The organism is Bacillus sp. FSL W8-0640 (genome assembly GCF_038007725.1).
Lineage (GTDB): Bacteria > Bacillota > Bacilli > Bacillales > Bacillaceae_G > Bacillus_A > Bacillus_A cereus.
Genome location: NZ_JBBOXT010000003.1, coordinates 1 through 24978, shown reverse-complemented (window position 1 = coordinate 24978; position 24978 = coordinate 1). Strand labels below are relative to the sequence as shown.

Genomic DNA, 24978 nt, shown 5'->3' with positions numbered 1-24978 from the left:
ATTAGAAACCCCTCTTCTCGATGATCTTTTTCTCTACTAGATGCGTCAGAACTACCGCGCAGGCGTCCGATTCATCGTCAGATATAAAGATAAAATCATCGCTTAAATTTAGATAGCGACGTACGGACTTCTCTACCTCATCCTTATCCGACTTGCCGTCGCCCGTCATTACGCGTTTGATAGTAGTAGGTGAAATTTCTTCGATCGCATAATCGCGAAGTACAAGGTCGCTGATCCCAACGACTTTAAATAGTGCTTGCGTAGTTTGTGCGAATCTACTAAACCCTTTTTCACGAATAATCGTATCGAATGGCGCGAATTCTATTGATACCTTTTTTAATTCCGTTGCGATTACGTGTAGTCGTTGGCCGTGTCGTTGCCTCGGATTCGTTTTAATTCGGAATTTGTGAACAAGATCTAGCTTCCCGCCTTCTAGATCGATGATCGCCACGCCCGCGCTCGCTAAAGAAAGATCGAGTCCTAAAAATCGGCGTCGCATTGCGCGTCGTCACCTTTCCAATTTCCCTCGATATAGCGCCATGCCTCTAACACGCTATTTTTCTTCCATTGCGGCATACGGGATCTTGAAATACGTTTGACTTGCTCGCCTATTTCCGCGTATTCTTCGGCCGTTAGCGAAGATACAGTCGCCTCTTTATATGAGTTGAACGTAAATTTTGTAATATCGAACTTCGGCGGCTTGTTATTCTCTACGCAATCTAGCACATGCTTGAACTTATCGAGAATTTGCGTTTGTGTCTCACGATCGAATTTGATTTCGAAAGCCCTGATATCGGGGTTTGCTACGTAGTCCTCTTCGCTCATGATCCAAGCCTTTTTCGATAGGTTGCCGTACAGGACGATACCTCGGCTGATGTGCATGTTTTTGAATAGCATTGAGTACGTGATCGATTGCATTTTATGATCCTCGCCGACTTCCTTCATAGAGTAGAATCCAGTTTGCGCGGACGTCGTTTGCTTCGACTTAACTTCGAGCAGTACTAGTTCGCCTGTTTTCGTATCTACTAAGATGCCGTCACATTGACCTAAGATCGATACAATTTGTCCGTTATGCTCTACGTGCTCGATCGTTTGGCTAAATTTTTCCCACGCAGGATAACGCTTGCCGTTGACTTCGACATAGTACGGAACGAACGGCGGATCTTCACCGAATTCACGTTTCCAGTGTTTCTCGATGAATAATAGATCGCGTTGGACCATATCGCCGAAGGCCGTACCCATTCGAGTCCAACGTCCCTGATGCGGTCGCCCAGTGTGTTGATCGCGAGCAGCGCCCGAATGTTTCATGTACAATTCGCGGCTATCGCTATTCGTACTCGATGGCGTAAAGTACTTCGTGCCCTTCTTACCCCACGGTAAGCGCTTCTTGTTAGTCGTACGAATTTCGTATTCCCAATAATGGATCTGTGCGTCTAGCTCGTCGTCCCAAACCTCTTTATGGCCGTGCCACTTATCGAGCATTTCGATGAATCGATTTGCGACTTCGCTATCACCGCCACGCTTCGGTAGTTCTGAGATATCTTTCTTCGCCTTAGGTGCGCCTTTCTTTTTCGCCGTCCCTAAAACGTCTACGGGTGTAAATAATTCCACCTTATCGCCTCCTATATAGTTGTCATGGATCGTTCGTGCCTTACAAGTACATAAACGCAGTCCGACACATACACTAGGCGATATGTCAAGTTTATTTTTGCGCACAAAAAAGAGCGACACTATGTCGCCCTATGCGATGTTCAGATATTCGTTTACACCTTCGAACGTATGAAACTCTATGCCGCTATGCAGTTTCCTCGCTTGCATTCCGTCCAATTCATGCGAAGAGATATCTACGATAAACGTTTCGCCGTCTTTCAGTTTATTAACGTAGAACCAACGTGCATCTACGTGCGACTTCGTCTGTATTACCGCCACGATCTCGCTACCTTTCTTGATATTAAAGTCTTTAATTCCGTAAAATTTCATCATGTTATTTTGCCACCTTTTCGAATGTGAATGCGTCATAATATGTTGCACCTGATCCAATCATTTCTACGGCTTTATCGTCCGTAATTTCTACCTCAGTACAACCATACTTCTTTCCTAGTTCCGTCTCGCAGCCGATCACGTTATCGAAGAATCTTGCCGCCTTGTCTTCGTCACTTGCTCCGACTACACCCGCTAGGAAAATGTTACCTAGATCGAAGATTGCGTAATACTTCGGCTCGATCTCGCCTTCGGCTAGTAATTTATGTCTTCTTTCGTTAAATGCGTTTGTAACTTCCATTGATATAACAAACTTATCATCATTTTATATTTTAATCCCGCACCTTAGTCGTCACATCCGAGGTTAATCTCGTAGATTGGCTGTTTTGTTTTCTTGTCTATTATATTTCACCGATACCTACGTCATGTCGACAATAAATAAATAAATAAATAGAGCGACCATATGCCGCCCTATTCCGATCTATATTAACCGACTGTTACGAAGCCGCGTTCTTTAATTTCTTGCCATTGTTTCGTAGGAAATCGTTTCGTAATTTGTTGCGTACAGTTTGGTGCTCCGATCTCGATAATGATGATCGTGTCATGCAGCGCAACGGGACGTAGCCCGAAGTTATCCACAACGAATGTACGTTTAACTACGTTTCGTTCACTTATAATTCGATTGATTGCGTATTCTCTCATGCCTTGTAACCCCCGTTGTACTTAACGAACTTATCGTTTAATACGACCTGTCCTATCCCTTCGTCTAGCTGAATTACTAGAATGCGTTCACCTTCGTTACCTTCGATCTTCATGCCTTTGTTTTCTTTGACTACGTTTTGTAAGTACGCTTCGATGATCGTCCCTTTTTCGTTATGGAATCGATTGTTTTTATCTCGTACCTTTACACGCTTACCTACTAGATCGATTTCCTTCGGTGTTTTTACCTTCGCATACTTAGGGCTGAATTTGTTCGGACGCTCTTCGCTATCGATAATTATATTCGAAATGTGAGCGCGCGGGATCTTGCGTTCTTCGATCTCCTGTAGTTGCGATTTCAGTACGCCGATCGTAGCTTCGATATCGTTCATCGCTCTATGTGCGCCCTCTAATTTAACGCCGCGACGTTTTGCCGTAGGACCTAAACTTGCGCTTTCATTCGGATTTAAGAAACGCTCGATTGATCGTGTGCATAGGAAATGTTCGTGATTAATACCGAACTTCGATAGATACGCAGAATCGAACGGCAGGTAGTGCGCTACTAACGTGCTATTACCGATAAACGCGTTAAGTACGATCATCATTTGTAATTCGTGTACGCCATTTGTTAGCATGTGCTCACGTAGATCTGTGTTATCGATCAGGAAGTCAGGTAGCTTTTTACCTTCGTGTAATTTTACGTACATATGTAGGCGTCCTAGTTCTTGCTTTAGATCCGTACGAATTGCGGCCACTTCTACGACCTGTTCCGTATTGTAATCGAGTCCCGTCGTCTCGAAGTCGAATACCGTAAATACCTCTTTCGCAGGTGCTTCCGCTAGTACATTTTCGTAGTTATATAGTGTTGTCATTATTTCTTTTCCTCCAATCCTTTGATGTTGATCCCTAATGTAATAGACGCAGCGACTAGAAAGATCGTATCGAGTACGAACCAAACCACGCTACCTTTCACAAACGCCGATATATATGCGAAGATCGCGAACGATACGACGTAGAACACGTCCCACTTTATGCCGCTAAATGGCGCGTACGTCTTGCCGTCTAGCTTTTCGGAAATCTTTTCACCTAACTTTGTACGCGGTGTGTAACTAAACTTTCTCTTAAACATTTACATCAATCCTCTCAAATGAATTAAGGCGATCAGCCTTACACGTACATAAACGCAGGTCGATCGCCTTTTCGGTTAACTTATGCAGATTTCGGTTGTTGTGTTTCGAAGTCCCAGTCGTCGGGATCGTATTCAGCACCCCATACAGTCTCGATTACTGTATCGGATTTCAGCGGTAGAGATAGTTCTACGGATTTCGTCATGATCTCCGTAATAAGATCGCAGTTTTCTTTCGTTAGATCCTTCGCAGGTACTTCGACCTTTACTTCATCGTGAATACTTGCGTTTAGATACCAACCGCGCTTAACGCATTCTTCGTATAATCGAATCATATTGATCTTTAGAATGTCCGCGCCCGTACCTTGAATTACTGAGTTAAAGCTAGCACGTTCCCAGTACGATACAAGGTTTCGCATTTCCGCCAGTGGCTTGATCTTTTCTTCGAGCTGATCGAGTCTTTCTTGCAGGTGCTTCGCTTTTGATTTCACATATTGGCTGCGTACTCGCTTACGTTCGATGTACAGATCCATTAGTTTGCGCTCATTACGTCGAACTAGTTTCGAGTACTCAGCAAGATACGGGAATCGGCGTTTTCGTCCGTACAATGTCTCACTATAGCCGTGATCGTACGCGAATTTACGCTTATCACGAACCATTTGTATAAAAGATGGAAACGCCGTATCGAATTTCTCATAGAACATGTCGCCCACTTCACGAGATACGCCCATCGTCGTACAGAAATTATCGACTTTCTGATCGTATGATTTCGCTAGTACGCCCGTTTTCATCATTGTGCGAGGTTGGAAACGTCCTGTAGGATCGTACGCTTTATCGACGCAGTACTTTTCTTCTAGATTGAAAACCATCATCGCCATTGTCGTATATAGGTCGCGACCTTCTAGGAAGATTGATCGCAGCGAGTTATCGCCGTACACTATCCACATGATATGTGCCATGATTCGCGGCTCTATTTGCGATAGATCGGCCGCTAGATAGAACCAACCTTCTTTCGGCTTAAACGCGCCACGTACTCGCTTACCTTCTTTCGATCTTGCGGGAATGTTTTGCAGGTTTGATCCCTTCGATACTTTATCGTCATTCTGTACAAGTTTCTTTACTATATCGATGTAATTGCTATCGTTAACGTCGATAGGAAATGCCGCCATATTATCACCCTTCTTTCGTTTATTTGGATATAAAAAGAACGCCCGAAGGCGTCCTATTCGTTATTTATCTAATCGGTGCTCTACTGATACGACTAACTTAACTAGTGCATTGTTTGCGACCTTATCGCGACCATTAACCGTTACTGTAGCGCTATATCGATCATCGTCAGCGAAGTTAAATCGATCCTGATGTCTGACTACGCCGATATCCCCTTCTTTTAATCGACCGAGGCAATTGTCGATAACTCGTACGACATCGCCCTCTTTTAGTTCGCCGTATTTGCGTCCTAAATCTTCGAAAATCTTGCGTTCTTTTTTCGCAGCAGCTTCTTTCTTCGCCTTCTTAACTTCTTCTTCAGTAGCCTTGCGAATGTTATATGATTGCTTTCCGCCTGTTTTACCTTCTAAATTCATTACGTCGTAGTGATCGTTACCGTTGACTTTCGTAATTTCTAGCACTTCCCCGATCGGGTAGTTGCAGCCGTCAACACTTACAACGTAATCACCTTCGTTGTACTTAACTGTTTGCGCATCACGGATCTCTTTCGCCGTTGTGTTTCGTACGTTTTCTAAGAACTTATACCCGCTCTCCTTACCGTCTACGCTTTTAACATGGATGCCGCTAGCACTTGGAATCCCCGTTACGATTACAACTTCACCTACTTTAAACTTCGGATTTCCGTGACTGTTCGTTACGACTAGATATGATCCAACTTCCGTTTTGATTAGAGACGCTTCGTACTCTTCGATCTCCTTCGGCGTCATGATCTCGAAATCGAACGCATGAATTGAGAACGTAAAACCGTTTTCGCTCATTTTCGCATTAATCGCTTCTTCTTCCGTAACGACTTCGACTTCTTGACATCGCGCCCACTCTGACAATGCCTTTTTCGGATTATGTAGCGGCGCTACTTTGATCGGGCAGTTACTCTCTTTCGTTTCCTGATAAACTACGACTACAATGTCGCCAGTCTCGAAATCATCGCCGAACTGACTACCTTTTGTAATTCGCACGAATGCGCCTACTTCTAATTCGTTAATTGCTTTTCTATGTCTTGCGGCTTTGATCTCCGCAACTTCGCTTTCTGATAGCTTCCTAGCAAACTTCTCGATAATTACCGCTTCGCGCCCATCTTCCTTCTTAACTCGAATCGGGAAGTGCTTCGTTTCGTCATATCCGACTACCTCCACGACCTCACCCATAGTTAGTAATACGTCCACTTGATGTGAATCTACTCGTACGAAATCGCCTGTTTTGAATGGAGACTCGATAAGTCCGATTACCTCGAATGTGTTTTTGTGGAAATATGCGATACTACGCTCGCGTTCGCTTGTTCTTACGTCAGGTGCGTTTCCCATTAACTTGCCGTTTTCATACCAAAATACGAAACCGCCGTGATCGATATTTTTAATCTTGTGCGTTTCCATCGCTAAAAGCGCTAAACCGCCCGATACCTTTTGTCCGATTTTGAATGTGTTTGTCATAATTAATTACCTCGTTTCAATTGTTTGTTAAGGTGTTTTCCCCTTACACGTACATAAACGCAGTAAACTTTCAGAACTGGGTTAACGACAAAGAAAAAGGACGCATATAGCGCCCTATCTAAATTCGTCCAGTATATCGATCGGTCTTCCAGTGTACGCAGCCGAACTGTATCGACCCGTATTCGTTCCGCCCGCATCAAACTTCGAATGAAAGCGACCGTCTACTTCCATTACTTGCGGGATCTTTAGTACGAATGTGTTTAATAACGTTTGATATTCCGCCACCGTTGCGAGCGGTTTTAATGTCGGCTCGTCTTCGAAGTAGATCTTTAGTACGTCCGCCGAAGTCGATCGCTTCTTACCTTTTTGTATCTTGTGTGTACGATCCTTAATGCCTAGATGATCGTAGATAAGATAGCCGATGTGATTGCCATTAGTGAATTCGAAGGATTCGATCTTGTGCGGGTGATCGTCCGATTTAATTAACACATTCAATTCGGCGCGTTCGTCTTTATATTTCTTGATCCGTGCGAGAATGTCCGCATAACGTTTCGTATGAGTCTTGCCGTCTTCTTCGGCTTTCTTACGATCCGCATATAGCTTCGATAATCGCTTGTCTAGCGTATCTAATTTCTTTTTATTCTTTTTGCGCCATTCGATAATCTTCTTACTGTTATTCGTATAGGACATGGCCTCTAAGAATTTATCGTCGATTTGATACACTTCGAATACGGCTTGCGTAGCTTCTTCGGCTTTTTCTCGGAATTCGTTTTCTAGTCCGCTTAATTCGTCTAGGTCAACGTGGAATCCTGATCGCATTAAGTACGTATCAACTTGCGGCAGCCTACTATCGATTTTTGCGTAACACTCTAGCAATCGATCCGTTTTCTTCATAGTTTCGAATTGCCATTCGGTCAACTTCCAACCGTAGTAAACGTCGTATATTGCGTAGATCCCTACGATAGTAGTATTAAATGGTGCAGGTGATCGTTTTCCGAATAGATCTTCGAACGTATAAACTTCGTTATGAATCCCTAAAAATCGACTTCCGTATCGTTGAATCAACGGTTTTAGTCCGTACTTGTCTAGCGATTCTGTCATGATCTTCATTGCGTCCAGTGAATCCCATACGCAACCGTTAATTGTGTAGCCGTCATTCTCGGCGATATGTAAATCGTAACGGGCGCTTCCCATATGAAACGACTTTCCGTGATCCTTATTCGATAAGTACGGCGAAATTGCGGCGAGAACTTTCGACCTCGTTAGTTGCTTGTCGCCCTCTTTGAATGCGTACTCGCGCGGGATTTCGGGATCGTTTATGTCAACGTGACCATACGCAAGATAGTAACCTTCGTTAAGGATCGGCAGCCATATCGAAAAGCCGATCGATAAATCTAAGAACGAATCTATGCCCGTTCCCTCGAAATCATTTGCGGTTAACGATTTTACGTCTAGCATTTCGAAACGATCCGCCCATTGCTTCGCTTGTTGTCGCACTTCTTTACGTAATCTTTGCAAGAATGGCTCTAGTTGCGAATCGTCCGTTAATACGTGGAAATTCTTCGGGTGATTGTCGAGTACATCTTGTATGCGTTCTTTTCGGGTTTGCGCTTCTTTCTTACGTAGATACTTCTCGCCGATCGATAACGCTTCGCCCTTCGCCATTTTACCGCTCTTTGTACGTCCCGCCTTACCTTTGGCAAACGCTTCGATTGCGGCTTGTAATTGTCGCACTTCTTTCTTCGTTAACGACATTTGCGAGATCCTTTGTAGCGCTTCTTCGACGGTTTCGTTTGCTTCCGCGACTTTCTTTTTGACTTCTTTCGAGCGGCTTCGCTTAGCCTCGCTATTATCCGCCATTTCTAAATTGATTTGTAAATCTAGTTTCATACGATCAATCCTTTCGTAATTTAGATAAAAAGAAAGAGCGCATATAGCGCCCTATCTCTTAGAATCCTGTATCGTCGTCACCTTCGTTTTCTTGCGTTGTCTCTTCGATACCTAGTCGAGATACATCGAAGCCGAATGCCTTTAAGTCTTCGATCTGTTTTTCAAGATCGTTAACTTGTAACACTTCACCGAATGCGTTCATCGGGAATTCGAAGCCTTTTGACTCTTCGAACTTCTTGTATTCGGATTCTTTTAAGTCGTCCTCAGGATCTAACACGAGTGAGAACGATACTTGCGTATCAGTTGACAAACCTGTCTTCGTTAATTCGAACGGGTATTTGTCTAACTTCTTCGCATACTTTTTAAGATCCGCTACAATTGCCTTACCTTGTTTCGATGTAAAGTCTACGATAATCGGTTGCCCGTCTTCTAAGTTGACGAAGCCGATCATATAGCGTTCTTTCGCCTTTAACGCATACGCACGATCCTTAATTTCTTTTACTTCGTCCGCAGACTTGCCCGCATCTTCGGCAGCCTTTGCGTCTTTGTATAGTAAGTCGCAAGCTAAATCGTATAGATCAGGCCTTCCGCTAGTTTTCGTACATGGCGTTGTATAGAACACTTTGTACGCAGAATGTGCGAAGTAACGAACTACCGCCGTAGGTAATGCACGAACCTTTAATACTTTTCCTGTTTTAACGGACGTTAACATTTTCGAAGTATCTGCCTTCTCCGTGAGTGCTGCGTCGATTGCCTCTGTTCCTGTAGATACGATGTATGACATATTCACATTTCCCCTTTATCGATTATTTGGCGATTGCCTTACGTAGACATAAACGCCCTACCGATCGCACGATCGGTCAAATGTCAATAACTTTTTTCAAGTCGAAAAAGGGAAGAGCGACTATATGCCGCCTTATTTGCCGTACCCTTCGGTAAACAGTGGTAATAGTGATCGCATTTCGTTAACTACGTGATTGTTAATTTCATGTGGTGGAATAGCCTCGGCCACCTGCGCCATAAGTTCGTTATCTAGGTCGAAGATTAATACCGCGTCATTTACGCCATGATCCTTAACCCCGTTGCGCTCCATAATTCCGATTATAGATAGCGCGATTACCTTTTATTCGATTGGTGTTAGTCTGAATTCTTGCATTTTCATTATTCGTTACCCCCTGATTTTAAGAATGCTTTCGCTACGGTTTCCAAGATCTCGTTAAGTGTACGGCCGATGTCTTCGTTTGACTGGTACGTATCGATGTCACTACCCAGTCGCTCGAATTGTTCGTCTCGTCCCGCCTTTTGCCACGCATCGAAATCGTACTGATCTTCGTTTTTAATTTCGATATCCTCTTCGGACATGACGGCAGCTAGTGCGCCCATTAATGCGATTTGTTGTTTCCAATCTAGATTTAACGTGAATCCTTTTTTCATGTTAATTCCCCCTGTTTATATAAATAGCGCGATTCCTTTTGCGATCTTGCTTTTCTCGACCTTTGCCGCAATAAGTTTCGATCGTGCTTCGCCTCTCAATCGACGATGAATCCCAGTCGAATAGCCATTACGTCTTAGTGAGTCATACATCTTTTGTTCTAGCTTATATTCGCGATCTCGCTTATCGAACTCAGCTTGTAACTTTGCGATCTCTCGCTCCATGTCTTCTAGCTTCGACATTAAGATCGGCTTAATAATGTCGCGCAGCTCGTCCGATGCAATGTTTCGACGATACGCCGTGATTACTACATCATCGGTACGATCTAATACGAAGCAATATCGACGATATGCGAATAATCGGTCAGTTTTTCCTGTATGATCCGTGATTTCACCTAAATATGTAGATTCTTTCATGAATTCGCGCATATATTGGCGAACCTTTTCGTCACTCATGCGGCCACTAGAGACGATCATTTCGTCTTGTTGTAACTCTTCTCTCATTTCTTTAATTGCGTGATATGTAAATTTAAGCGCTGATGTAGTCATTTGTCGTGATACCTTCCTTCATGTTTTTAATGAATGTTCGTACTGATCCGCGAGCGCTATCGAAAGATATAGATAACTTATCGGCTAGACGTCTAGCAATGTCAGCTTGCTTTATGTATGATTTTTCTTGCATGATGATTTCCAAGATTGCTTTATTGCGGTCGTTATCGCCGTACTTTTCGACTAGCTCACGTTCTCTCGCAGTCTCGATCGCACTAGCTTGTACATTTACAGATTCGTCCACGTCGTTAAATACTGGATTTTTTCCTTGAACGCCGCTCGTACCCTCGTCTTTTTCTAGAATTGCGTCTCTAGATTCGAGTACCTTACGTCGATCGCCTCGTCTCGTACAATGATCGCCTGTCACTCGTCTGATTAACGGCTCAATTCTTGCGATGAAATTACCTTTATTGATGTCGTAAGTTCGTGCCGCATATCGTAATTTGTTATAGCAGTCGATAATAAAACTTTCTTCGCTATTCATTGCGTGCCAGTACTTCTCGCGGATCGCCTCGAAATCTTCCAGGAAATACACGAACAACTCTTGCGCCTTATCGAATTCACCGTTTACTGATTGGAAGATACGATCAGTCGATACCTTTCCGTATGCATTGCGGATCTCTTCGCCCGCAACCGCAGCTAGTTCGTTTAATTCCGTATGCATTGCTTTCGTAAAATCCATTGTCAATTTCGTTTCTTTTCTTTTCATGATCCATGACCTCTTTCAAATGTGTTTTTGTGCTTACAAGGACATAAACGCCGACCTGTTTTCCGTTTGGGTTAAATTTTTTTAAAAATTTTTTAGGAAAGTTTTTTCGTCAGGTTTTCGGCTCGTCAGATCAATTACGCAAGTTGCGTAATTAAGAACGCATGTACGCCCCAACCCGCGCCGTTGACGCATTCATTTACGCAACTTGCTAAATTTAGGCAAATAAAAAAGGCGAGTAACCCGACTAAAATAGTCAGGTACTCACCCAGAAAAATTAAGCAATATGCGAAAAAAAGAGTCAAATCCGAACAGTCGTTCTCTTTTCAACTCAAAAATCCTAATATATAATAAGTTTTGTAGAAGGTAATAGGTAATATATTCTACATTATTACAATATATGTCATATTAAAAATTGGCAGAATTGTACTACTTGTTTTTGTGGTAGAAAACATGTACAATAAAGCATTGTTTCGCTTGTGGTGAGCGATACAAACGATATTTACTTTTATAGTATTTTTGATTAGGGGTGCGTTGTGGTGACGCTCCCTTAGTTCGTTTTTGCGCAAAAAAAATAAAGGTATAAGATGGTTAGCCTTATACGTAAAATAGAGATTGGTTAGACCTCTTTTCGCAAGTTGTGTAAAAGGTGGTTAGTCTTTTTCCACACTTTTCTATTATAGCAAAGTTTATCCATACTGTAAACGATATTCCGATGTATATAGTCGGTTTATATAAGCGTTGATATCACTACATTACAGAGGTGTTTTTAATGAAAGAAAATGCAGAAAAATCAACTAAAAAGAGAGTGCAAAAGAAACCGCAGATTCACCCCGAATTTGTTGATATCTCGCAGAAACTTCGACGCATACGAGAGGGAAAAGGCCTTACTCTAGTCGAAGCGAGCGATAAGATCGGGATCGGTTTCGTTTTTCTAAGCGAAATCGAACGAGCTTTAAAAGCACCCTCTACCGCAGCTATTAGCGGAATCGCGAGAGTGTACGAGATGGACGAATGCGAAATAGCGATCGCGTATCGTAAAATACCGACATCTGTACTAGAGACGTTAACAAAACGTCAGGATATTTTAAGAATGATCTACGACGTTACAAACAGTGAAGCACTAAGCGATCAGCAGCAAGACGAGCTTTTTAATGATTTCGTAGCTTTATATCGAAGACATAGCAAGTAGTTAGCGCGAATTATATATATATACGTATATTTATCACAATAGATATAGTAACACGCGAATTTTATCTAAAATAGAGAACAAGTGTTCTTTTTACTGTATTAATATAATATAGCAGAAAGCCGCGAACTACGCTACATTAAATAGCGAAGTTTCTACGGCTTTTTTGTTTTTGATCGCTTCCGTTAATTGCCGCGGTGTCATATCGTTAAGGTCTTTGCAGCCTTCGGGAAACTCGATCGTATATAGTCGGATCATACCGAATTTGTTAATTACTTGTTTCTTTAGTTTTTCGCCTGCTTCGTCGTTATCCGACCCGATGATAAGCTCTTCGATCGGGCTTCGTTCGATTACCGATACCTTTTCGTCAGTGATCGAAGACGTTCCCATCGCAATACCTAAGATCTCAGTAACTTCGTATGCATATTCCGCATCGATTTCGGCTTCGGTTACGATTGCAATTTTATGATCGTCACGATATGCAAGATCGATACCATAAACAAGCTCGCGCATCGGAATACCACCACCTGCATAAAAGAACATTTTCGAATCTGTACGTCGTTTTTTCAACGCAGCTAGACGACCGTTTGGCGTTACGTACGGAAAAGTAACGATGTTATTCGCCTCGTCATATCCGTTATTGTAGTATCGCTGCGTCTCGTATGAGATCCCGCGACCTAGTAGATACTCACTTGTGATCGCTAAATTATCTAGTAGTTTCATATCTAGTCCTCGCTCCTTCGTTTTCATTTTTAAACGTGACAGGTCGATCTCTAGTTTCGATTCACCGTCCCATTCTGACGCATATTCAGATAATAGATACTCGATGATCTCTTCTTCGCTGCAATTCTCTAGAAATGCGAGTAGCTGCGTAAAATGTCCCTTTTGAAATTCGCCGCCACCACTATCGCCCCATGACCCCGCAAATGCCGTCGCAGTATCTTCGAAGTAAACGTAAAATGACGGTGACGAATCCGCACGGAAAGGAGAACAAGCGATCAGCCTGTCCGCCCTCCACTTCGGACGATCCCACGAATATTTTTGTATTTCCTTTTCTACATCTACGTCGATCTCTCTTCCGTGTACTTTAATGATCGCCATATGTGCGCCCCCTAATTCAGATCGATATTAAACGTCTCTTGTATCGTACCTTCGGGTACATAGATATGTTTCGCAGTATTGAAGAATGGCGCGACTAGTACATTCGCCCACGTCGATTTATATACGACTTCGGTTTTTTCGATACGTGGTTTTGATCCGTCTTTGATGTATCGTAATTCATCTACGTAATCCGCTCGCTCCATATCGATTCCATAACCTTCGCCCTTTTTATACGCATACTTGTATGTTAATTCGCCGTTTACGTATCCCGAACCTAAGAACATTCGACCTTTCGTTTGTTGTCCGTCACCTAATGCGACTAATTCCGTTACATCGCGTTTTGTTACCATTTCGACATTTTTATCGATAGTGAAGAATAGACCGAAGAATATTACGAGCGCAGTACCGACGATCCCCAACATAACTAGAAATCCTTTTATACCGTTGTCGCATAATTCGTCGATTATAAATCCTACGATAATTCCTATTAATATCGATACACCTAACATAATCATATTATCGCCCCCCTACCAATCATCTTTTAACGCTTCGGCTGCGACTGTTCCTGTAGGCATTTGCGAAATAATACCGTACCCTGCAAGGTAAATTATATTCACGCATACGCCCTCACCGCCGTTACGTCCCTTACCTAGTTTGATAACTCCTTCGCCGTCTAACGTGTCGATTCCGAACGTGTTCGTCGCATCTTCGAGAACTTGCTTCGTCTTCTTAATCTCGTCACGCATTGGCGGTCGTAAGATCCGCTCGTCGTTCTCTTTGTCATTCTCGTCTTTTGTTTCTTCTGCTTGCGTAATTACCATGAGAACAACCTTCGTGCGACCTGCGAGCGCCCGCAGTTTCATCGATAGAGCTGCGAAGTTCCCGCCGTTAACGCCTGATTCGTTCTTCGGTGTGTGCATGTAGTAAAAAGGATCGACTAGTACAACGTCCGCATTACTGTTAATGATGTCTTTTTCTAGTGCCTTATAACTACGGTCTGTGAAATTTTCGCAGTCTACGCCGCGAATAACGATATTCCCTTTAATGTGATCGTTGATATTCTTTAAGAAGTTTTCGAAGTGCGTCATGTGCTCGTCGCTGATCGTACCCATTAACAGATCCTTTGTATTAAATCCTGCGCCGTACTCAACGCCCTTGATCTTTGTTTTGAATAGCTTTTTCGTAGCAGCTACGATCGAGTAGATACGTACAAGTACCTCGTATTTCGACATTTCCAACGCCCATATTAAAACGTTAGCGCCTTCCATTCCCATATGTACGCATTCTGCTAGAGTCGTCGCCGACTTCCCTCGACCTGATCGCCCATAGAACGTATACATATTTCCTGTAAAGTAGCCGCCGATCGCTTCGTTTATATCTTCGAACTTTGATAGCCATACTTTAAACGATTCACCTTGCTGCCTTCGTTTCAGTTCGTATAAGAAATCTTCGGTATCGACTTTTGCGTCCATACCAATTTTCCCGCCGATCGAGTTAACGTCTAGTACATTCTTAACCTGATCGTATAGCCATTGTCCGTACTCGATCCCCTCACTATCGGGCATTTCGGTAAACTTCTTCGATGCTGCTCCTTGTAAGAGTTGTAGATACATATACTTTGCGTTCGTACCCTTTAGATCGTTTACTAGATATTCGTAAGTATCGCCTACGTTCGGCTCGTAATTAAAGTCTAGTACTTCCTCGACTACCGTATTGAATGGCGGCGCTTGATTTCGATTCTTTTCCGCATAACCTTTAATGAATCGTAGTACGTCGCGCTCTTCTTTCGTTCTAAAATGATCTGAACGTAAATTAAAGCGTATGATCGCTTGCGGATCGTTATTTTGAATGATCTTCGATAGTAGCTTCTCGCCCGTTCTCGACATCTGCCGACGCCCCCTTTAATTCCTTGTATCGTTTTGCTAGTTTACGAAATTCAGATAATACATATTGTGCATTCTGCTTTGATAGCCTTCGACTTCCTGCGCTGCCGTACGCCCAGTCGTAAAGTGACTCGATTTCTTCTAGCGTTTCTTTTTCGAAGTTCTTCATTTGCGTTTACCTCTCTTACTTGTTCCCGTGAACGTTAATTCTCGCGTCATATCACGAATGCGATCAGGTAGTCGCGGATCTTTGTACAACGCCGCTAACTCTTTTAGCGGTACGTTACTTGTGTAGACCGTCGGTAACTCTTCGACATTGCGGTGATTGATTAACGCATGTAAGTCCATTCGGAATGGCTCTGTTATGTCTTCTCTGACTCCTATATCGTCCATTACAAGGAACGGAACTTCTCTCGCGATCTTTGCCCTTCGGTAATATTCCGCGGCTGCTTCCTCAGCAATATGTCGCGGCACATTCGGCCTATTGAATTGCGTATAGAGCATGTGCCACTCGTTCGCATCGAAGAAATACGCAGGCTGCTGCAATGGACGCAAACCCCGTTTTAGTGATCCGACGTAGTGACGTAGAATGAATTCGTTTATAAGGGCGCAGGCGGTCGTTGTCTTGCCGTTTCCTGTGTTAGGTGAATAAAGGTATAGCCCCATAATTTGTTCACCTGAGAATTGACGAGAGAACGTTTTAACGTAACGATCTAGTGCGTTATATATCTTCAGCTCGCTTTCGCGTACTTTCGTGTCTACGATCAGCTCGTTTCGATATTGCTTCGGTACATTTGCAGCGTGTACACGCCCGCCGTTTCCGCTATATCCATGTATCGCAATTACATGCGGCAGGATCTCCGCTTGTGTTAGTCCGTCATGTAGTGCGTTTCTTAGAATTCCCTTTTCCATACTATCGCCTCCTTAGAACGTCAGATCGTCGAGATTATCCTCTGACGCGATTTCTAGCTCTTTAATACATTTTATACTATCGAGCACTTTCGGCATCACCTGAGCAAGCATATATGTTCTCATGAACATAAATGAGCAGACTTTATACTTCGGTGACGACTTATACTCTTTTAGGCACTCTTCAATAAACATTTTTGTTTCGAGTTTGCCGTGCTTTTCATACATTTGTTTAATCATCGCGTTATCCAATTTCACGCCACGACTAACAAAATAGTCAATCCCTCGTACCTCTCGATGTTTGTCGCATAGGAAATTGAAAAACGTAACTGCGTTCCAATCGTCTATGTCTCGCTCTTTCCAATTCTTCGCAGGCGGTAATTTTTTACGTGCCATGCTATCAGCTCCCTTCGAGTACATAAACGCAAGTACGACGATCTTTTAGGTCATATCAATACTGCGTATATTTCTTTTAATTACGCATACATATATTTATATATAACTATTATTTAATACTAGTTCTAGTTAGTGTGACGCTGAGCCATGTTACGTAGACGTCACACGGGGATCGTGTGTCATTCGGTAAATATGCGAAAAGCCTTCGAAGGATCTACCGTGTATACGATATTCGTAAATTGATTATCATTTGTACGTACCCATTCCGCAGTTACAAGCGGCTCGCCTTTCCAACGGAAATCTAATAATCGTTTCATACGACGACTCACCGTCTCCCTACGAATCCCTAAATTTCGCGCTAGTTGATCCTGCGACGGATAGCATTTGCCGTTACGATCCATGTACGTTGCAAGCACGCAGTACGTATGCCACAATTCAGCGCCCATTGCTGCCATTAAGCCGTTACGGGCATTCACGAAAAATTTGACGAATACTTCGCCGTTTTGCATTTCATCGTTGCGCAATCTTATCGCCTCCTAAAAACTCGACTACGAACATAAACGCCGTAAACACAAAAAAGACGAGATCTTTTAGATCCCGCCTGCATAGCGATACTCTACTTTTATATGTTTACATCCTTGTCGATAGTTTTTAATGAAGTCTTTCGCCTTTTCCTGCATTTCGCCCAACGTTCCGATACTTACATAACGGTAGTCGATCCATAATTGATAGTGCATTATTCAACACCTCGATAGCAGCGCTCTAATATTTCGTGATCGCGTTTAAACTTCCTATAATAGTAAACAACCCCGCCGACAATACTGCCGCTACAAAGGCGACTATTGTTGTTTTAATCATGACGCCACGACCTTTACGTGTAGATTTTCTTCGAGCATTTTGTAAAACGTCTTTTCGTCTACCTATATGTACTTGTAACCCTTATCGATCATAACTTCGACGCGTATTTCATTCTCGAAACCCGTCCCCGTGACATTGACGTAACCGCCGAATAAATCATTTTTAACCATTGTTGTAAATCTCCTCCTTTTTTCGATACCTTTACGTACATAAATGCTTGTCGTATTATGTTTCGACCAACAAAAAAGACGACACCTTCGAGGTATCGTCTTTTTGTCATTTTTATATTAAATTAGAGATCGAATTCTTTAATTGCGTCATTAGCTTTCGGCGCTTCTCGTGGTGCTTGTTCGCTAGATTGCGCGAATAGTCCTGTTTGCATATTTGCAATCATCTTTTCAATTGCCGCCTGTTTTGCGTTCTCTATCCTAACGTAAATCTTCATTGCTTCTATTATATGGTACTGCGTTGGCTTGCCTTCGAGAAAATCATTAATCATCTTTTCGTCGGGTTTTGACGAGTCCGCCTTGAAAGAATGCTGCTTGATAGCCATTAGTAAACCCCCTTAGTTAAACCGTTGCTTTCACGTCTTGAACCATCGCATATTTAGCGTAGCCTTTAGCGTTTGCCGTTTGTGCGCCTTGTTCTGCTTTCGTGTTAACGCCTGTTAAGTACGGTTTAATGTATTCGTGTAATGCTAGTAAGCTACCACCCGTGAATAGTACTACGTCGTAATCTTTTAATACATATCCTAAATTATCCACACGCTGCATTACGGTACGTGCCGTATATTCTAGCGCTTGTTCCATAATATCTTTAATATCGTACTCTTTGCCGCCCGTCTCAATTATTACTTTCGATAAGACTTCCTTGTCGGTGAATTCGTCTTTAATGTATTCACGTTTAGCACTTCGTAACAGGCTATCCATATGCAAGAATGATACGATACCTCTAGCGCCTTGTTTCGTAAGCTCGTCTTTAATGATGCGGTTTGCTTCCATCATTCCGACTTGTACGCCGTCGTAACGTATTGTGCGTAATCCTTTCGCCTCGCATACGTCAGTAGTACCGAACCCGATATCGATTACTAGTTTGCGCGCATCTTTTTCCCATTCCATACCTTTACGGATCTTTAGGTTGTAATCATAAATGCGATTCACTACCGATCCGATCGGCTGCATAGGCGTATAAACGCGAACTACTTCGAATGTCTTTTCTATGTCATTGATCTTAACCGTATGTTTTCCGATCAAATTACGTTTTACCTTTTCGTGATTCTCTTCGTTTTTATAATCTTCGCTAGGAAGTCCCGTACCGATAACAACTTCGCTTCCGTCTTTAACTAGTTGCGCTACTGCTAGGATCGTTTCTGTACGATATCCCGCGCTAGAATAACGATCATCATTTCTTGCGCTACTGCTTGCGCTCTCTTCTTCACCGATAACGTATTGTACGCCTTCGTATGTATAAACCGTTAACCCTGTTGTATCTTCGAATGATTCCACTCTTCGCGATGTGTTCAAATAGCATAAATCTTCGTTTACTGATGCAACTTTTACGAACGAATTCGCAGCCTCTACGCCGATATAATCTACCGTCATATGTATAACCCCCACCAAATTAATATATTTAACTATCGATAACTACATTATACTACACTTGATATTGTATCGCAATATAGTCAGTGGTAGTATTTTGTATAATTTCCGTAGATCAACTACATAATATCAAAAAAGTGTAGCGGAATGTATAGATTTATATTCAATACGGTAGATCGTCGTTATTGAAATCGTTTGGAACTATATGTACGTTACCATAAACGGTAGGCATTACGAAGGTAGGTCGCTCAATCTTTGTGTTTTTTAATATATTTGCAATTTCGTTGTTAAATAGATCTAGTTCTTCGTTAGGATCAACGGTAGGCGCTTCGATCATAGTTAAGCGATCCTTAAACATTTCTAACGCAGTAGTATAAATATAGCCGCCTAGTGTCGTATGTATATCGCCGTTACGATGCCTAATTACACAATCTCTTATGCGGTTTCCTAATTCCGTAGCAAATAAGCAGTCTTGTATACAAAGCTCTTGTAGTGTCCATTCTGTCTTTTGAGATAGTTCGCTATTTTTGAATGCTAGAATAATATCTTTTGTTAGTTTATTGCCTAGATCATTTTCTAAACCTGCGTATGCAGTTCGTAAACATTGTGGTGTATCTGCAAATAGTTCGACTTCCCTTACTTTTTGATCTTTAACTAGATTAGTATTGTTATTCTTTTCGAAGTCTTTTAATGTTTTATTGTTTAAGGTTTTAACTGGGGTTTTAGAAAGAGTTTCACTTTCGATTTTCGGCTGCTCGTCCTTACTCTCGCAAGGGATTTCGTCACATGGTCGCTCTGCAACTGATCCTGCAACTGATCCTGCAATAGCGTTTGAAAGTACATATACATTTGCGCCTAGTCCGCCTGATTTCTTTCGGCGAGTCTCGACTTTGTACAAGATTCCTAGATCTTCTAGTTTCTTAGTTGCGTAGTTAATTGTACGGATTGATTTGCCGACTGCACCTGCGATAGTTTTTACGAGTAGTTTCGCTACGCCTACGACCTTAACCGCATGTTGTGCGATGAAGTCTAGAACTTCCATTTGCGTATAACTTAACTCTTCAGCGTGGTAACTTTTAGCAATTGCGATCGTCTCGTCCATTGCTTCGATAGAATCGAATTGCGATAAATTAGAGTATTCGCTCATGTAGTGTTTGTTTGTAGTTGCGTTTGTCATAATAAATATTCTCCTTATATAACAACGCCTCTTTACCTACGGGGATATATGTAGTATAATCGTGGTAGGTTTCGTTCTGCCGCGCCAACGGCTTTACGAATTATATAGAGTACGTTGTTACTCTTTATATTTTTAATTTGATATTTAGGCTTTACCTTTACCGCTAGCGACTGCAATCGTTGGCGGTTTTTTCTTTGCCTAAAACTAGAATACACCGATATCGCCGTATTGTCAATGAAAAAGTTGCACCGTCGGGAATCTCGTCGAAATATTGCCCTGCTGCGTAGTTTTTGCCATGCAACGACCCTGCAACTTAGGACTACAACCGACGCGTTTTTCGCAATAAAAAAGAACGATCGCCGCTGATCGTCCTACATCGTTGCTACTATTGCTTTCGAGAATAACACAAGTACGTAATACATAAAACCTAGACATACCGCTATTTTTAGTGATCTTCTGAACATTTCAATTGTGGAATTTTTCATTTCTCTTTCCTTCTTTCTTTTATAATTTCATAGACTACGTTTCCGACTATTAATATCGAGAATGTTCCTATTAATATATCGACAATCATCGAATACCTTCTTTCGTCGTTTTTTGCTACATTCATATTTGTTAATTTAATGTCAAAGCGATATCGCAAAATTTTCAAAGGTTATTTTACTCAAGTTGCGTAATAATTTCACGTACCACATTCAAAATCCTTTTAAAGACAAAACGAAACGCCCTAGAACTTCGTCAGTAGGGCGCAACGTTGTCGCAGTTTTTGGAGATAGATGTTTTATGAAGAATAAGAATAAGAATAAGCCGCGCAGCAGTTCGCCACAAACTACCACGCAATAAGGATCGCCACAACCCTTACATGTACATAAACGCCTAGCCTAGCCCGCGTTCGGTTAAATCTTGATCGATTTTCGTAATTTGTGCGTGCTGCCAACGCTCACTCGCGCCTAAGAACGTTACGGCCTCGCTAGGTTTATCGCCGTAACCGCTACCGATCGACGCGTTATTAATGATGCCTAGACCGATCAGGACAGTCGTTAACCAATCCGCCAACGTTACGATACTGTCTGCGACTTCCTGCGTTGGAATATAGCCGTATGCCAGTCCTTGCTTAACTAGGAACGCTACTAACGCTAGCAACGTCCCTTTGTTAAGTAGGCGAGCTTTTAGCTTTCGGAAGTATAGCTTATTACCGATTTTCTTTAACATATGATCGCCTCTTTCGTTTATTAGTCACGTACGAAACGTGTATATGACGGATCTAATTTGACCCATTCGTCTGTACCGACGCAAGCCCAGTCGCCTACGATTCCCCATACTTTGAATGAGCCGCTATTGATGTGCTTAACGACCTCGTAGTTAGTGCCCGCGCCTTTACGAACACGTACGTTAGTACCTGTAACGTATACAACGCCTGTTACTGCTTGCGGTTGTTGTCCGTATAGTTTTAACGTTGTGTACGATGGATCAGCGTACACCCATTCGCCATTACCTACGCAAACCCAACCATTTTCCATAGCCCATAGGATATAAACGTTCTTTGGAATGTATCGTTTGAATGGATAGTTTGTGCCCGCACCTGTACGGATTCGAACGCCTTCGCCATTGATCGTAATTGTTCCGATACCTTGCTGCGAAGATCCACCGCCGCTCGTTGGTGGTGGCGTTGGTTGCGATGTGCTGCCGCCAGTGTTCCCACTGTCTTTGTAGCTCTTACCTAAGAACGTACAAATTGCTTTTGCGTATCCTTGCGCTAACTTTCGTAGCACTTCGTTTTTATGGATATGTGCCATGTCTGACGCGTTGCTGATGAATCCGTTCTCTGTTAAAACTGCGGGCATATTAGTTTCGCGAACTACTGCAAGATTTGCCGTTTTCTTACCACGATCTCGGAAACCTAAAGGCGCTAGTACTTTCATCGCTTCCGCATGAAGTAAGTCTTGTAGCTGATTCGTACGGGCGTTATTACGGTTGTATACGAATGACTCGTACCCTAATGCGCTAGGATTGTCCGAAGAATTGAGGTGATTCGAAATGAATACCTTTGCGCCTCGATCGTTTGCCATTTTAGCTCGGCCAGACAACGTTACGAATACGTCCGTCGTACGAGTCATATACGTACTAACACCGCTCGCTTGAAGTTCTTCGTTTAGCATGTGCGATAGTGTTAGCGCTCGCTCTTTCTCTAGCAATCCGTTTCCTACTGCGCCGCTATCGTGCGCTCCGTGTCCTGCGTCGATTACTACATCTACGTTTGTCATTTAAATTCCCCCTATTTGATTTTTATAGAACGAGTGAGCGGCCCTACATGTACATAAACGCGGCTCGTCCCGTATTTAGATCGGAAATGCGAGTTTTATTCCGACTAGGCCGCCTAGTACCGTTAAGATCGCAATGATAATCACTACGAACCATTTGACTAACTGCATTTGATTCGACATAAAAACATCTTGCTTCTTATCGAAGTTATCGATCTTCTCGCCTTGCTTAACACTAGACTTCGTTAATTCGATCAGGAGGGCGTTTATTTCGTCCATACGCCTTTCTAGTACGGCGATCTTTCTATGCGCTTCCTCCGCCTCTTGCTTCGTGTAATACGTAACCTCTCGCAGCTTTGCGATCGCTCGCTCTAATTGCTGCTGCTTGAAGATAACGTCGGCTAGCGTCATTTCCCTTGCTTCTGCCGTCATACTCACGCACTCCCTTTCGCAGATTGCTAAATTATCCAAAAAGAAAAAGAGCGGTAATTTACCGCCCTATCTCTCGTTAAATTTCGGGTGTTTGTGGTGCGTCGATTACTTCCGTCATAGGTTGCGAAGGCTCTTTCGCGGCGTTAGCTGCGGATCGTTCCGCCTCTAGCTTCTGTACTCGTACCTCTAAATTTAATTTATCGTTAGCTAGTACTCGCACCTGCTCGGACAAGATCGCTTTATCCGTCGTTAAACTTGCGATCTGTAATGCTAGATCGTTTCTGATATTATCGTGATTTACGTCGATGTGTACTTGTGACATTACGCATTACCTCCCATAATTTTACGTAGTTCTAGAAACTCGTCGTTCGATAGTCTCCAATTTAGATGTGTAGCAATTCCGAATGAGTCGCGTTCCCTTGCGCCTCGAAGATCTAATCGGTACTTATCGCTAAATGCTTCTAATGCTGCGATACGCTCTTTTTCTCGCTTTTCTAGAGATGGTACTAGTTCCTCGTATAAATCCGTGTAATCACCGTGAATCATAGCGATAGGCGTACGATTTCTAAGTCGAAGAAACCAATATAACTCGTCGTACGGCAATGGCTCACCGTATAGCCGCTCGATTTCGTCTAGCTCTCGTAATTGCTCATAGACAACGTAATATCGTAGTCTTGCAGGCTCACCCTTAATAATGCGCTCGATTTCTTCGGGCGTTGGATCTACCCATATACGACCTGTTAATTTTGTGTAGCATTCACGACATACGCGAATTCCCGACCAGTTGATCGTGCTGATCGTTTTAAAACACGATTGGCAGAAGTCTCGGCGCTGCTTTTTTGGTCGTAGTGTGATCGTTCCCGATGGATCTCCTTCGATGCTCATTTCCATGTCAGGCAATACGCCCGTTCTTCGTACGATCTCGTGAGGCAACTTAATAAGGCCGTCTTCTTGTATTGTTGTTTGTTGTGTCATATGCGTACCTCCATGATTGTATTTAAGGCGAATCTAGCGCCTCACGAACATAAACGCTAGACCGCCCTCTATTTTGGTTATAGTCTTACTGCGACTTTCCACGAACCGCCGATATATACGTAGATTGCGTTACCCGCCTGATCGTGCCAACCGACCCATATCATGCGATCAACCCCCGCAGGACGTGAATCAATACAACGATATCCCATAGCCTCTACGTGGCTTTGACGAACTTCGATTGGGTTATTTCCCCATATACGAAGACGTTCAGACATTTCAAGACCTACGCCGTTTGCGTTTCGACCTGCGATACTTAATCCGCCGCCCTCTACTCGCGTATTACCTTGCATCATAAGATTTCGAAGGTGCATACGAACGGGTGATAAGTGTCCATTTGACATCACCCATAGACTATCTTCTGAATCGTAAGGTACGGCCTTATCTCCTTGAACCGCCTGTACGCCGTCGATTAACGCATGTTCACCGCCATTTACACGGAAACGTAGGCGAATCCTGTTCGTTCTCTCGTGATTTAGTGTTGATGGCGTGGTTACGGTGAATCCATAACGTACGAACTCTCCCGCAGGCGTCGAAGGTATGGCGAAGTTTTTAACTTCCGACCCTATGACACTACCATTCTTGACATACTCGACTTGTACTTGTGGCGCACCTGCTCCGATGTAAAACGGCTTACTCGCGTGGAATGATATCGTATACTTTGTGTTAGCCTTCGCATCGATGTCTTGATATACGTAAGCGCTCGAATTAACTAGGACGGCCTTTCGTCCGAATGCGCTTGATCCTTCGGGTACATCCGTGTTGTATCCGTCGATCATACGAGGTGAACCGACTCTAGCCCATCTACCGTAACGATCATTCTCGGTAATGAATTCCCAGTTAATGAATCTATAACATTGATTCCATATATCGCCGTCCGCCGATAACATTTCGAATGAGTGGTCGACGATCAGGTTGGTTTGCGATTGTAGAGAATGTGTAAACCCTGTCTTCGCGTCTTTCACTAGGAAGTCGGCTTGTGTTACTTGTACACCATCCTTACCGATCGTTACACGTCCGTTACTGATCGTTACGTTATCGGCGTTTATCGTACCTGACGCAATGTTCTGCGCCTTTAAGTTAATGATATTCGTATTGTTAGCGTTA

Annotated in this window: 34 protein-coding genes; 2 read left to right on the top strand and 32 right to left on the bottom strand. The window is 42.9% G+C overall.

The annotated features are described in order from the left end of the window. Nucleotide 1 precedes the first annotated feature (1 nt). From N2V80_RS29710 to N2V80_RS29645, 14 genes are all read right to left on the bottom strand, one after another. Nucleotides 2–499, bottom strand: a complete 498-nt coding sequence (locus N2V80_RS29710; protein ID WP_061655109.1) for a crossover junction endodeoxyribonuclease RuvC — start codon at nucleotides 497–499, stop codon at nucleotides 2–4. Beyond that, nucleotides 481–1611 carry a hypothetical protein gene (locus tag N2V80_RS29705; RefSeq protein ID WP_061655108.1) on the bottom strand — a complete coding sequence of 377 codons (1131 nt, stop codon included), beginning with the start codon at nucleotides 1609–1611 and terminating at the stop codon, nucleotides 481–483. The genes N2V80_RS29710 and N2V80_RS29705 overlap by 19 nt, the downstream gene beginning before the upstream one ends. Before the next feature lie 129 nt (nucleotides 1612–1740). Then, nucleotides 1741–1929 carry a hypothetical protein gene (locus N2V80_RS29700; RefSeq protein ID WP_142338767.1) on the bottom strand — a complete coding sequence of 63 codons (189 nt, stop codon included), beginning with the start codon at nucleotides 1927–1929 and terminating at the stop codon, nucleotides 1741–1743. A gap of 55 nt (nucleotides 1930–1984) precedes the next feature. Continuing rightward, nucleotides 1985–2281 (bottom strand): hypothetical protein, encoded by a 297-nt coding sequence (locus N2V80_RS29695; protein ID WP_061655106.1) that lies wholly within the window; start codon nucleotides 2279–2281, stop codon nucleotides 1985–1987. 185 nt (nucleotides 2282–2466) lie between these two features. Then, nucleotides 2467–2682 (bottom strand): hypothetical protein, encoded by a 216-nt coding sequence (locus N2V80_RS29690; protein WP_061655105.1) that lies wholly within the window; start codon nucleotides 2680–2682, stop codon nucleotides 2467–2469. Further along, the gene (locus tag N2V80_RS29685; protein WP_226800213.1) at nucleotides 2679–3635 is read right to left on the bottom strand and encodes a 3'-5' exonuclease; all 957 of its coding nucleotides are present in this window, start codon (nucleotides 3633–3635) and stop codon (nucleotides 2679–2681) included. Before N2V80_RS29685 ends, N2V80_RS29690 begins: the two co-directional genes overlap by 4 nt. Nucleotides 3636–3888: 253 nt before the next feature. Beyond that, on the bottom strand, nucleotides 3889–4974 hold the full coding sequence (locus N2V80_RS29680) for a DNA polymerase (protein WP_061655102.1): 1086 nt from the start codon (nucleotides 4972–4974) through the stop codon (nucleotides 3889–3891). A gap of 60 nt (nucleotides 4975–5034) precedes the next feature. Next, a complete protein-coding gene (locus tag N2V80_RS29675) occupies nucleotides 5035–6459 on the bottom strand; it encodes a hypothetical protein (protein ID WP_061655101.1) in 1425 nt (474 codons plus the stop codon). A 114-nt stretch (nucleotides 6460–6573) separates the two neighbouring features. Further along, entirely contained in the window at nucleotides 6574–8349 is a 1776-nt protein-coding gene (locus N2V80_RS29670; protein WP_080450901.1) for a DNA polymerase I, read from the bottom strand. Nucleotides 8350–8407: 58 nt separating this feature from the next. Next, entirely contained in the window at nucleotides 8408–9133 is a 726-nt protein-coding gene (locus N2V80_RS29665) for a hypothetical protein (protein ID WP_061655100.1), read from the bottom strand. Between the two features lie 132 nt (nucleotides 9134–9265). After that, nucleotides 9266–9442 carry a hypothetical protein gene (locus N2V80_RS29660; RefSeq protein ID WP_180227090.1) on the bottom strand — a complete coding sequence of 59 codons (177 nt, stop codon included), beginning with the start codon at nucleotides 9440–9442 and terminating at the stop codon, nucleotides 9266–9268. Between the two features lie 68 nt (nucleotides 9443–9510). Continuing rightward, nucleotides 9511–9783, bottom strand: coding sequence for a hypothetical protein (locus N2V80_RS29655; RefSeq protein ID WP_061655099.1), 273 nt, complete (start codon nucleotides 9781–9783; stop codon nucleotides 9511–9513). A 15-nt stretch (nucleotides 9784–9798) separates the two neighbouring features. Beyond that, nucleotides 9799–10329, bottom strand: a complete 531-nt coding sequence (locus N2V80_RS29650; protein ID WP_061655098.1) for a hypothetical protein — start codon at nucleotides 10327–10329, stop codon at nucleotides 9799–9801. After that, the gene (locus tag N2V80_RS29645) at nucleotides 10310–10813 is read right to left on the bottom strand and encodes a hypothetical protein (RefSeq protein ID WP_142338766.1); all 504 of its coding nucleotides are present in this window, start codon (nucleotides 10811–10813) and stop codon (nucleotides 10310–10312) included. The genes N2V80_RS29650 and N2V80_RS29645 overlap by 20 nt, the downstream gene beginning before the upstream one ends. A gap of 994 nt (nucleotides 10814–11807) precedes the next feature. Between N2V80_RS29645 and N2V80_RS29640 the strand changes: the two genes are divergently transcribed. After that, nucleotides 11808–12227 carry a helix-turn-helix domain-containing protein gene (locus tag N2V80_RS29640; protein ID WP_061655096.1) on the top strand — a complete coding sequence of 140 codons (420 nt, stop codon included), beginning with the start codon at nucleotides 11808–11810 and terminating at the stop codon, nucleotides 12225–12227. Between the two features lie 126 nt (nucleotides 12228–12353). Here N2V80_RS29640 and N2V80_RS29635 read toward each other — a convergent pair whose 3' ends face one another. From N2V80_RS29635 to N2V80_RS29550, 18 genes are all read right to left on the bottom strand, one after another. Continuing rightward, complete coding sequence (locus N2V80_RS29635; protein WP_061655095.1) at nucleotides 12354–13325, bottom strand: toprim domain-containing protein; 972 nt, start codon at nucleotides 13323–13325, stop codon at nucleotides 12354–12356. A gap of 11 nt (nucleotides 13326–13336) precedes the next feature. Next, nucleotides 13337–13840: a hypothetical protein gene (locus tag N2V80_RS29630; protein ID WP_061655094.1), complete on the bottom strand. Its 504-nt coding sequence runs from the start codon at nucleotides 13838–13840 to the stop codon at nucleotides 13337–13339. 12 nt (nucleotides 13841–13852) lie between these two features. Continuing rightward, on the bottom strand, nucleotides 13853–15211 hold the full coding sequence (locus tag N2V80_RS29625; protein WP_061655093.1) for a DnaB-like helicase C-terminal domain-containing protein: 1359 nt from the start codon (nucleotides 15209–15211) through the stop codon (nucleotides 13853–13855). Then, nucleotides 15165–15377, bottom strand: coding sequence for a hypothetical protein (locus N2V80_RS29620; protein ID WP_061655092.1), 213 nt, complete (start codon nucleotides 15375–15377; stop codon nucleotides 15165–15167). Before N2V80_RS29620 ends, N2V80_RS29625 begins: the two co-directional genes overlap by 47 nt. Then, nucleotides 15374–16120: a hypothetical protein gene (locus N2V80_RS29615; RefSeq protein ID WP_061655091.1), complete on the bottom strand. Its 747-nt coding sequence runs from the start codon at nucleotides 16118–16120 to the stop codon at nucleotides 15374–15376. Before N2V80_RS29615 ends, N2V80_RS29620 begins: the two co-directional genes overlap by 4 nt. Before the next feature lie 12 nt (nucleotides 16121–16132). Beyond that, complete coding sequence (locus N2V80_RS29610) at nucleotides 16133–16537, bottom strand: hypothetical protein (RefSeq protein WP_340981108.1); 405 nt, start codon at nucleotides 16535–16537, stop codon at nucleotides 16133–16135. A gap of 155 nt (nucleotides 16538–16692) precedes the next feature. Continuing rightward, nucleotides 16693–17037: a helix-turn-helix domain-containing protein gene (locus N2V80_RS29605; RefSeq protein WP_061655089.1), complete on the bottom strand. Its 345-nt coding sequence runs from the start codon at nucleotides 17035–17037 to the stop codon at nucleotides 16693–16695. A gap of 66 nt (nucleotides 17038–17103) precedes the next feature. Further along, nucleotides 17104–17250: a hypothetical protein gene (locus N2V80_RS29600; protein ID WP_154695878.1), complete on the bottom strand. Its 147-nt coding sequence runs from the start codon at nucleotides 17248–17250 to the stop codon at nucleotides 17104–17106. A 413-nt stretch (nucleotides 17251–17663) separates the two neighbouring features. Further along, nucleotides 17664–17924, bottom strand: coding sequence for a hypothetical protein (locus N2V80_RS29595; protein ID WP_061655088.1), 261 nt, complete (start codon nucleotides 17922–17924; stop codon nucleotides 17664–17666). A gap of 16 nt (nucleotides 17925–17940) precedes the next feature. Next, entirely contained in the window at nucleotides 17941–18972 is a 1032-nt protein-coding gene (locus N2V80_RS29590) for a ParM/StbA family protein (protein WP_061655087.1), read from the bottom strand. A 160-nt stretch (nucleotides 18973–19132) separates the two neighbouring features. Next, on the bottom strand, nucleotides 19133–20146 hold the full coding sequence (locus tag N2V80_RS29585) for a hypothetical protein (protein ID WP_061655086.1): 1014 nt from the start codon (nucleotides 20144–20146) through the stop codon (nucleotides 19133–19135). A 481-nt stretch (nucleotides 20147–20627) separates the two neighbouring features. Beyond that, a complete protein-coding gene (locus N2V80_RS29580) occupies nucleotides 20628–20756 on the bottom strand; it encodes a hypothetical protein (RefSeq protein WP_264299212.1) in 129 nt (42 codons plus the stop codon). A 266-nt stretch (nucleotides 20757–21022) separates the two neighbouring features. Beyond that, entirely contained in the window at nucleotides 21023–21358 is a 336-nt protein-coding gene (locus N2V80_RS29575) for a hypothetical protein (RefSeq protein ID WP_061655085.1), read from the bottom strand. A gap of 20 nt (nucleotides 21359–21378) precedes the next feature. Further along, nucleotides 21379–22410, bottom strand: a complete 1032-nt coding sequence (locus N2V80_RS29570) for an N-acetylmuramoyl-L-alanine amidase (RefSeq protein WP_061655084.1) — start codon at nucleotides 22408–22410, stop codon at nucleotides 21379–21381. Between the two features lie 75 nt (nucleotides 22411–22485). Then, on the bottom strand, nucleotides 22486–22839 hold the full coding sequence (locus tag N2V80_RS29565; protein WP_061655083.1) for a hypothetical protein: 354 nt from the start codon (nucleotides 22837–22839) through the stop codon (nucleotides 22486–22488). 76 nt (nucleotides 22840–22915) lie between these two features. Further along, the gene (locus N2V80_RS29560) at nucleotides 22916–23059 is read right to left on the bottom strand and encodes a hypothetical protein (RefSeq protein WP_180227094.1); all 144 of its coding nucleotides are present in this window, start codon (nucleotides 23057–23059) and stop codon (nucleotides 22916–22918) included. 101 nt (nucleotides 23060–23160) lie between these two features. Continuing rightward, a complete protein-coding gene (locus N2V80_RS29555) occupies nucleotides 23161–23814 on the bottom strand; it encodes a hypothetical protein (RefSeq protein ID WP_061655081.1) in 654 nt (217 codons plus the stop codon). Between the two features lie 77 nt (nucleotides 23815–23891). After that, nucleotides 23892–24761, bottom strand: a complete 870-nt coding sequence (locus N2V80_RS29550) for a hypothetical protein (RefSeq protein WP_142330234.1) — start codon at nucleotides 24759–24761, stop codon at nucleotides 23892–23894. A 25-nt stretch (nucleotides 24762–24786) separates the two neighbouring features. On the opposite strand from N2V80_RS29550, the gene N2V80_RS29545 reads away from it, so the two are divergent. Next, a partial coding sequence (locus N2V80_RS29545; protein WP_340981098.1) for a hypothetical protein occupies nucleotides 24787–24978 on the top strand: 192 nt, incomplete at its 3' end.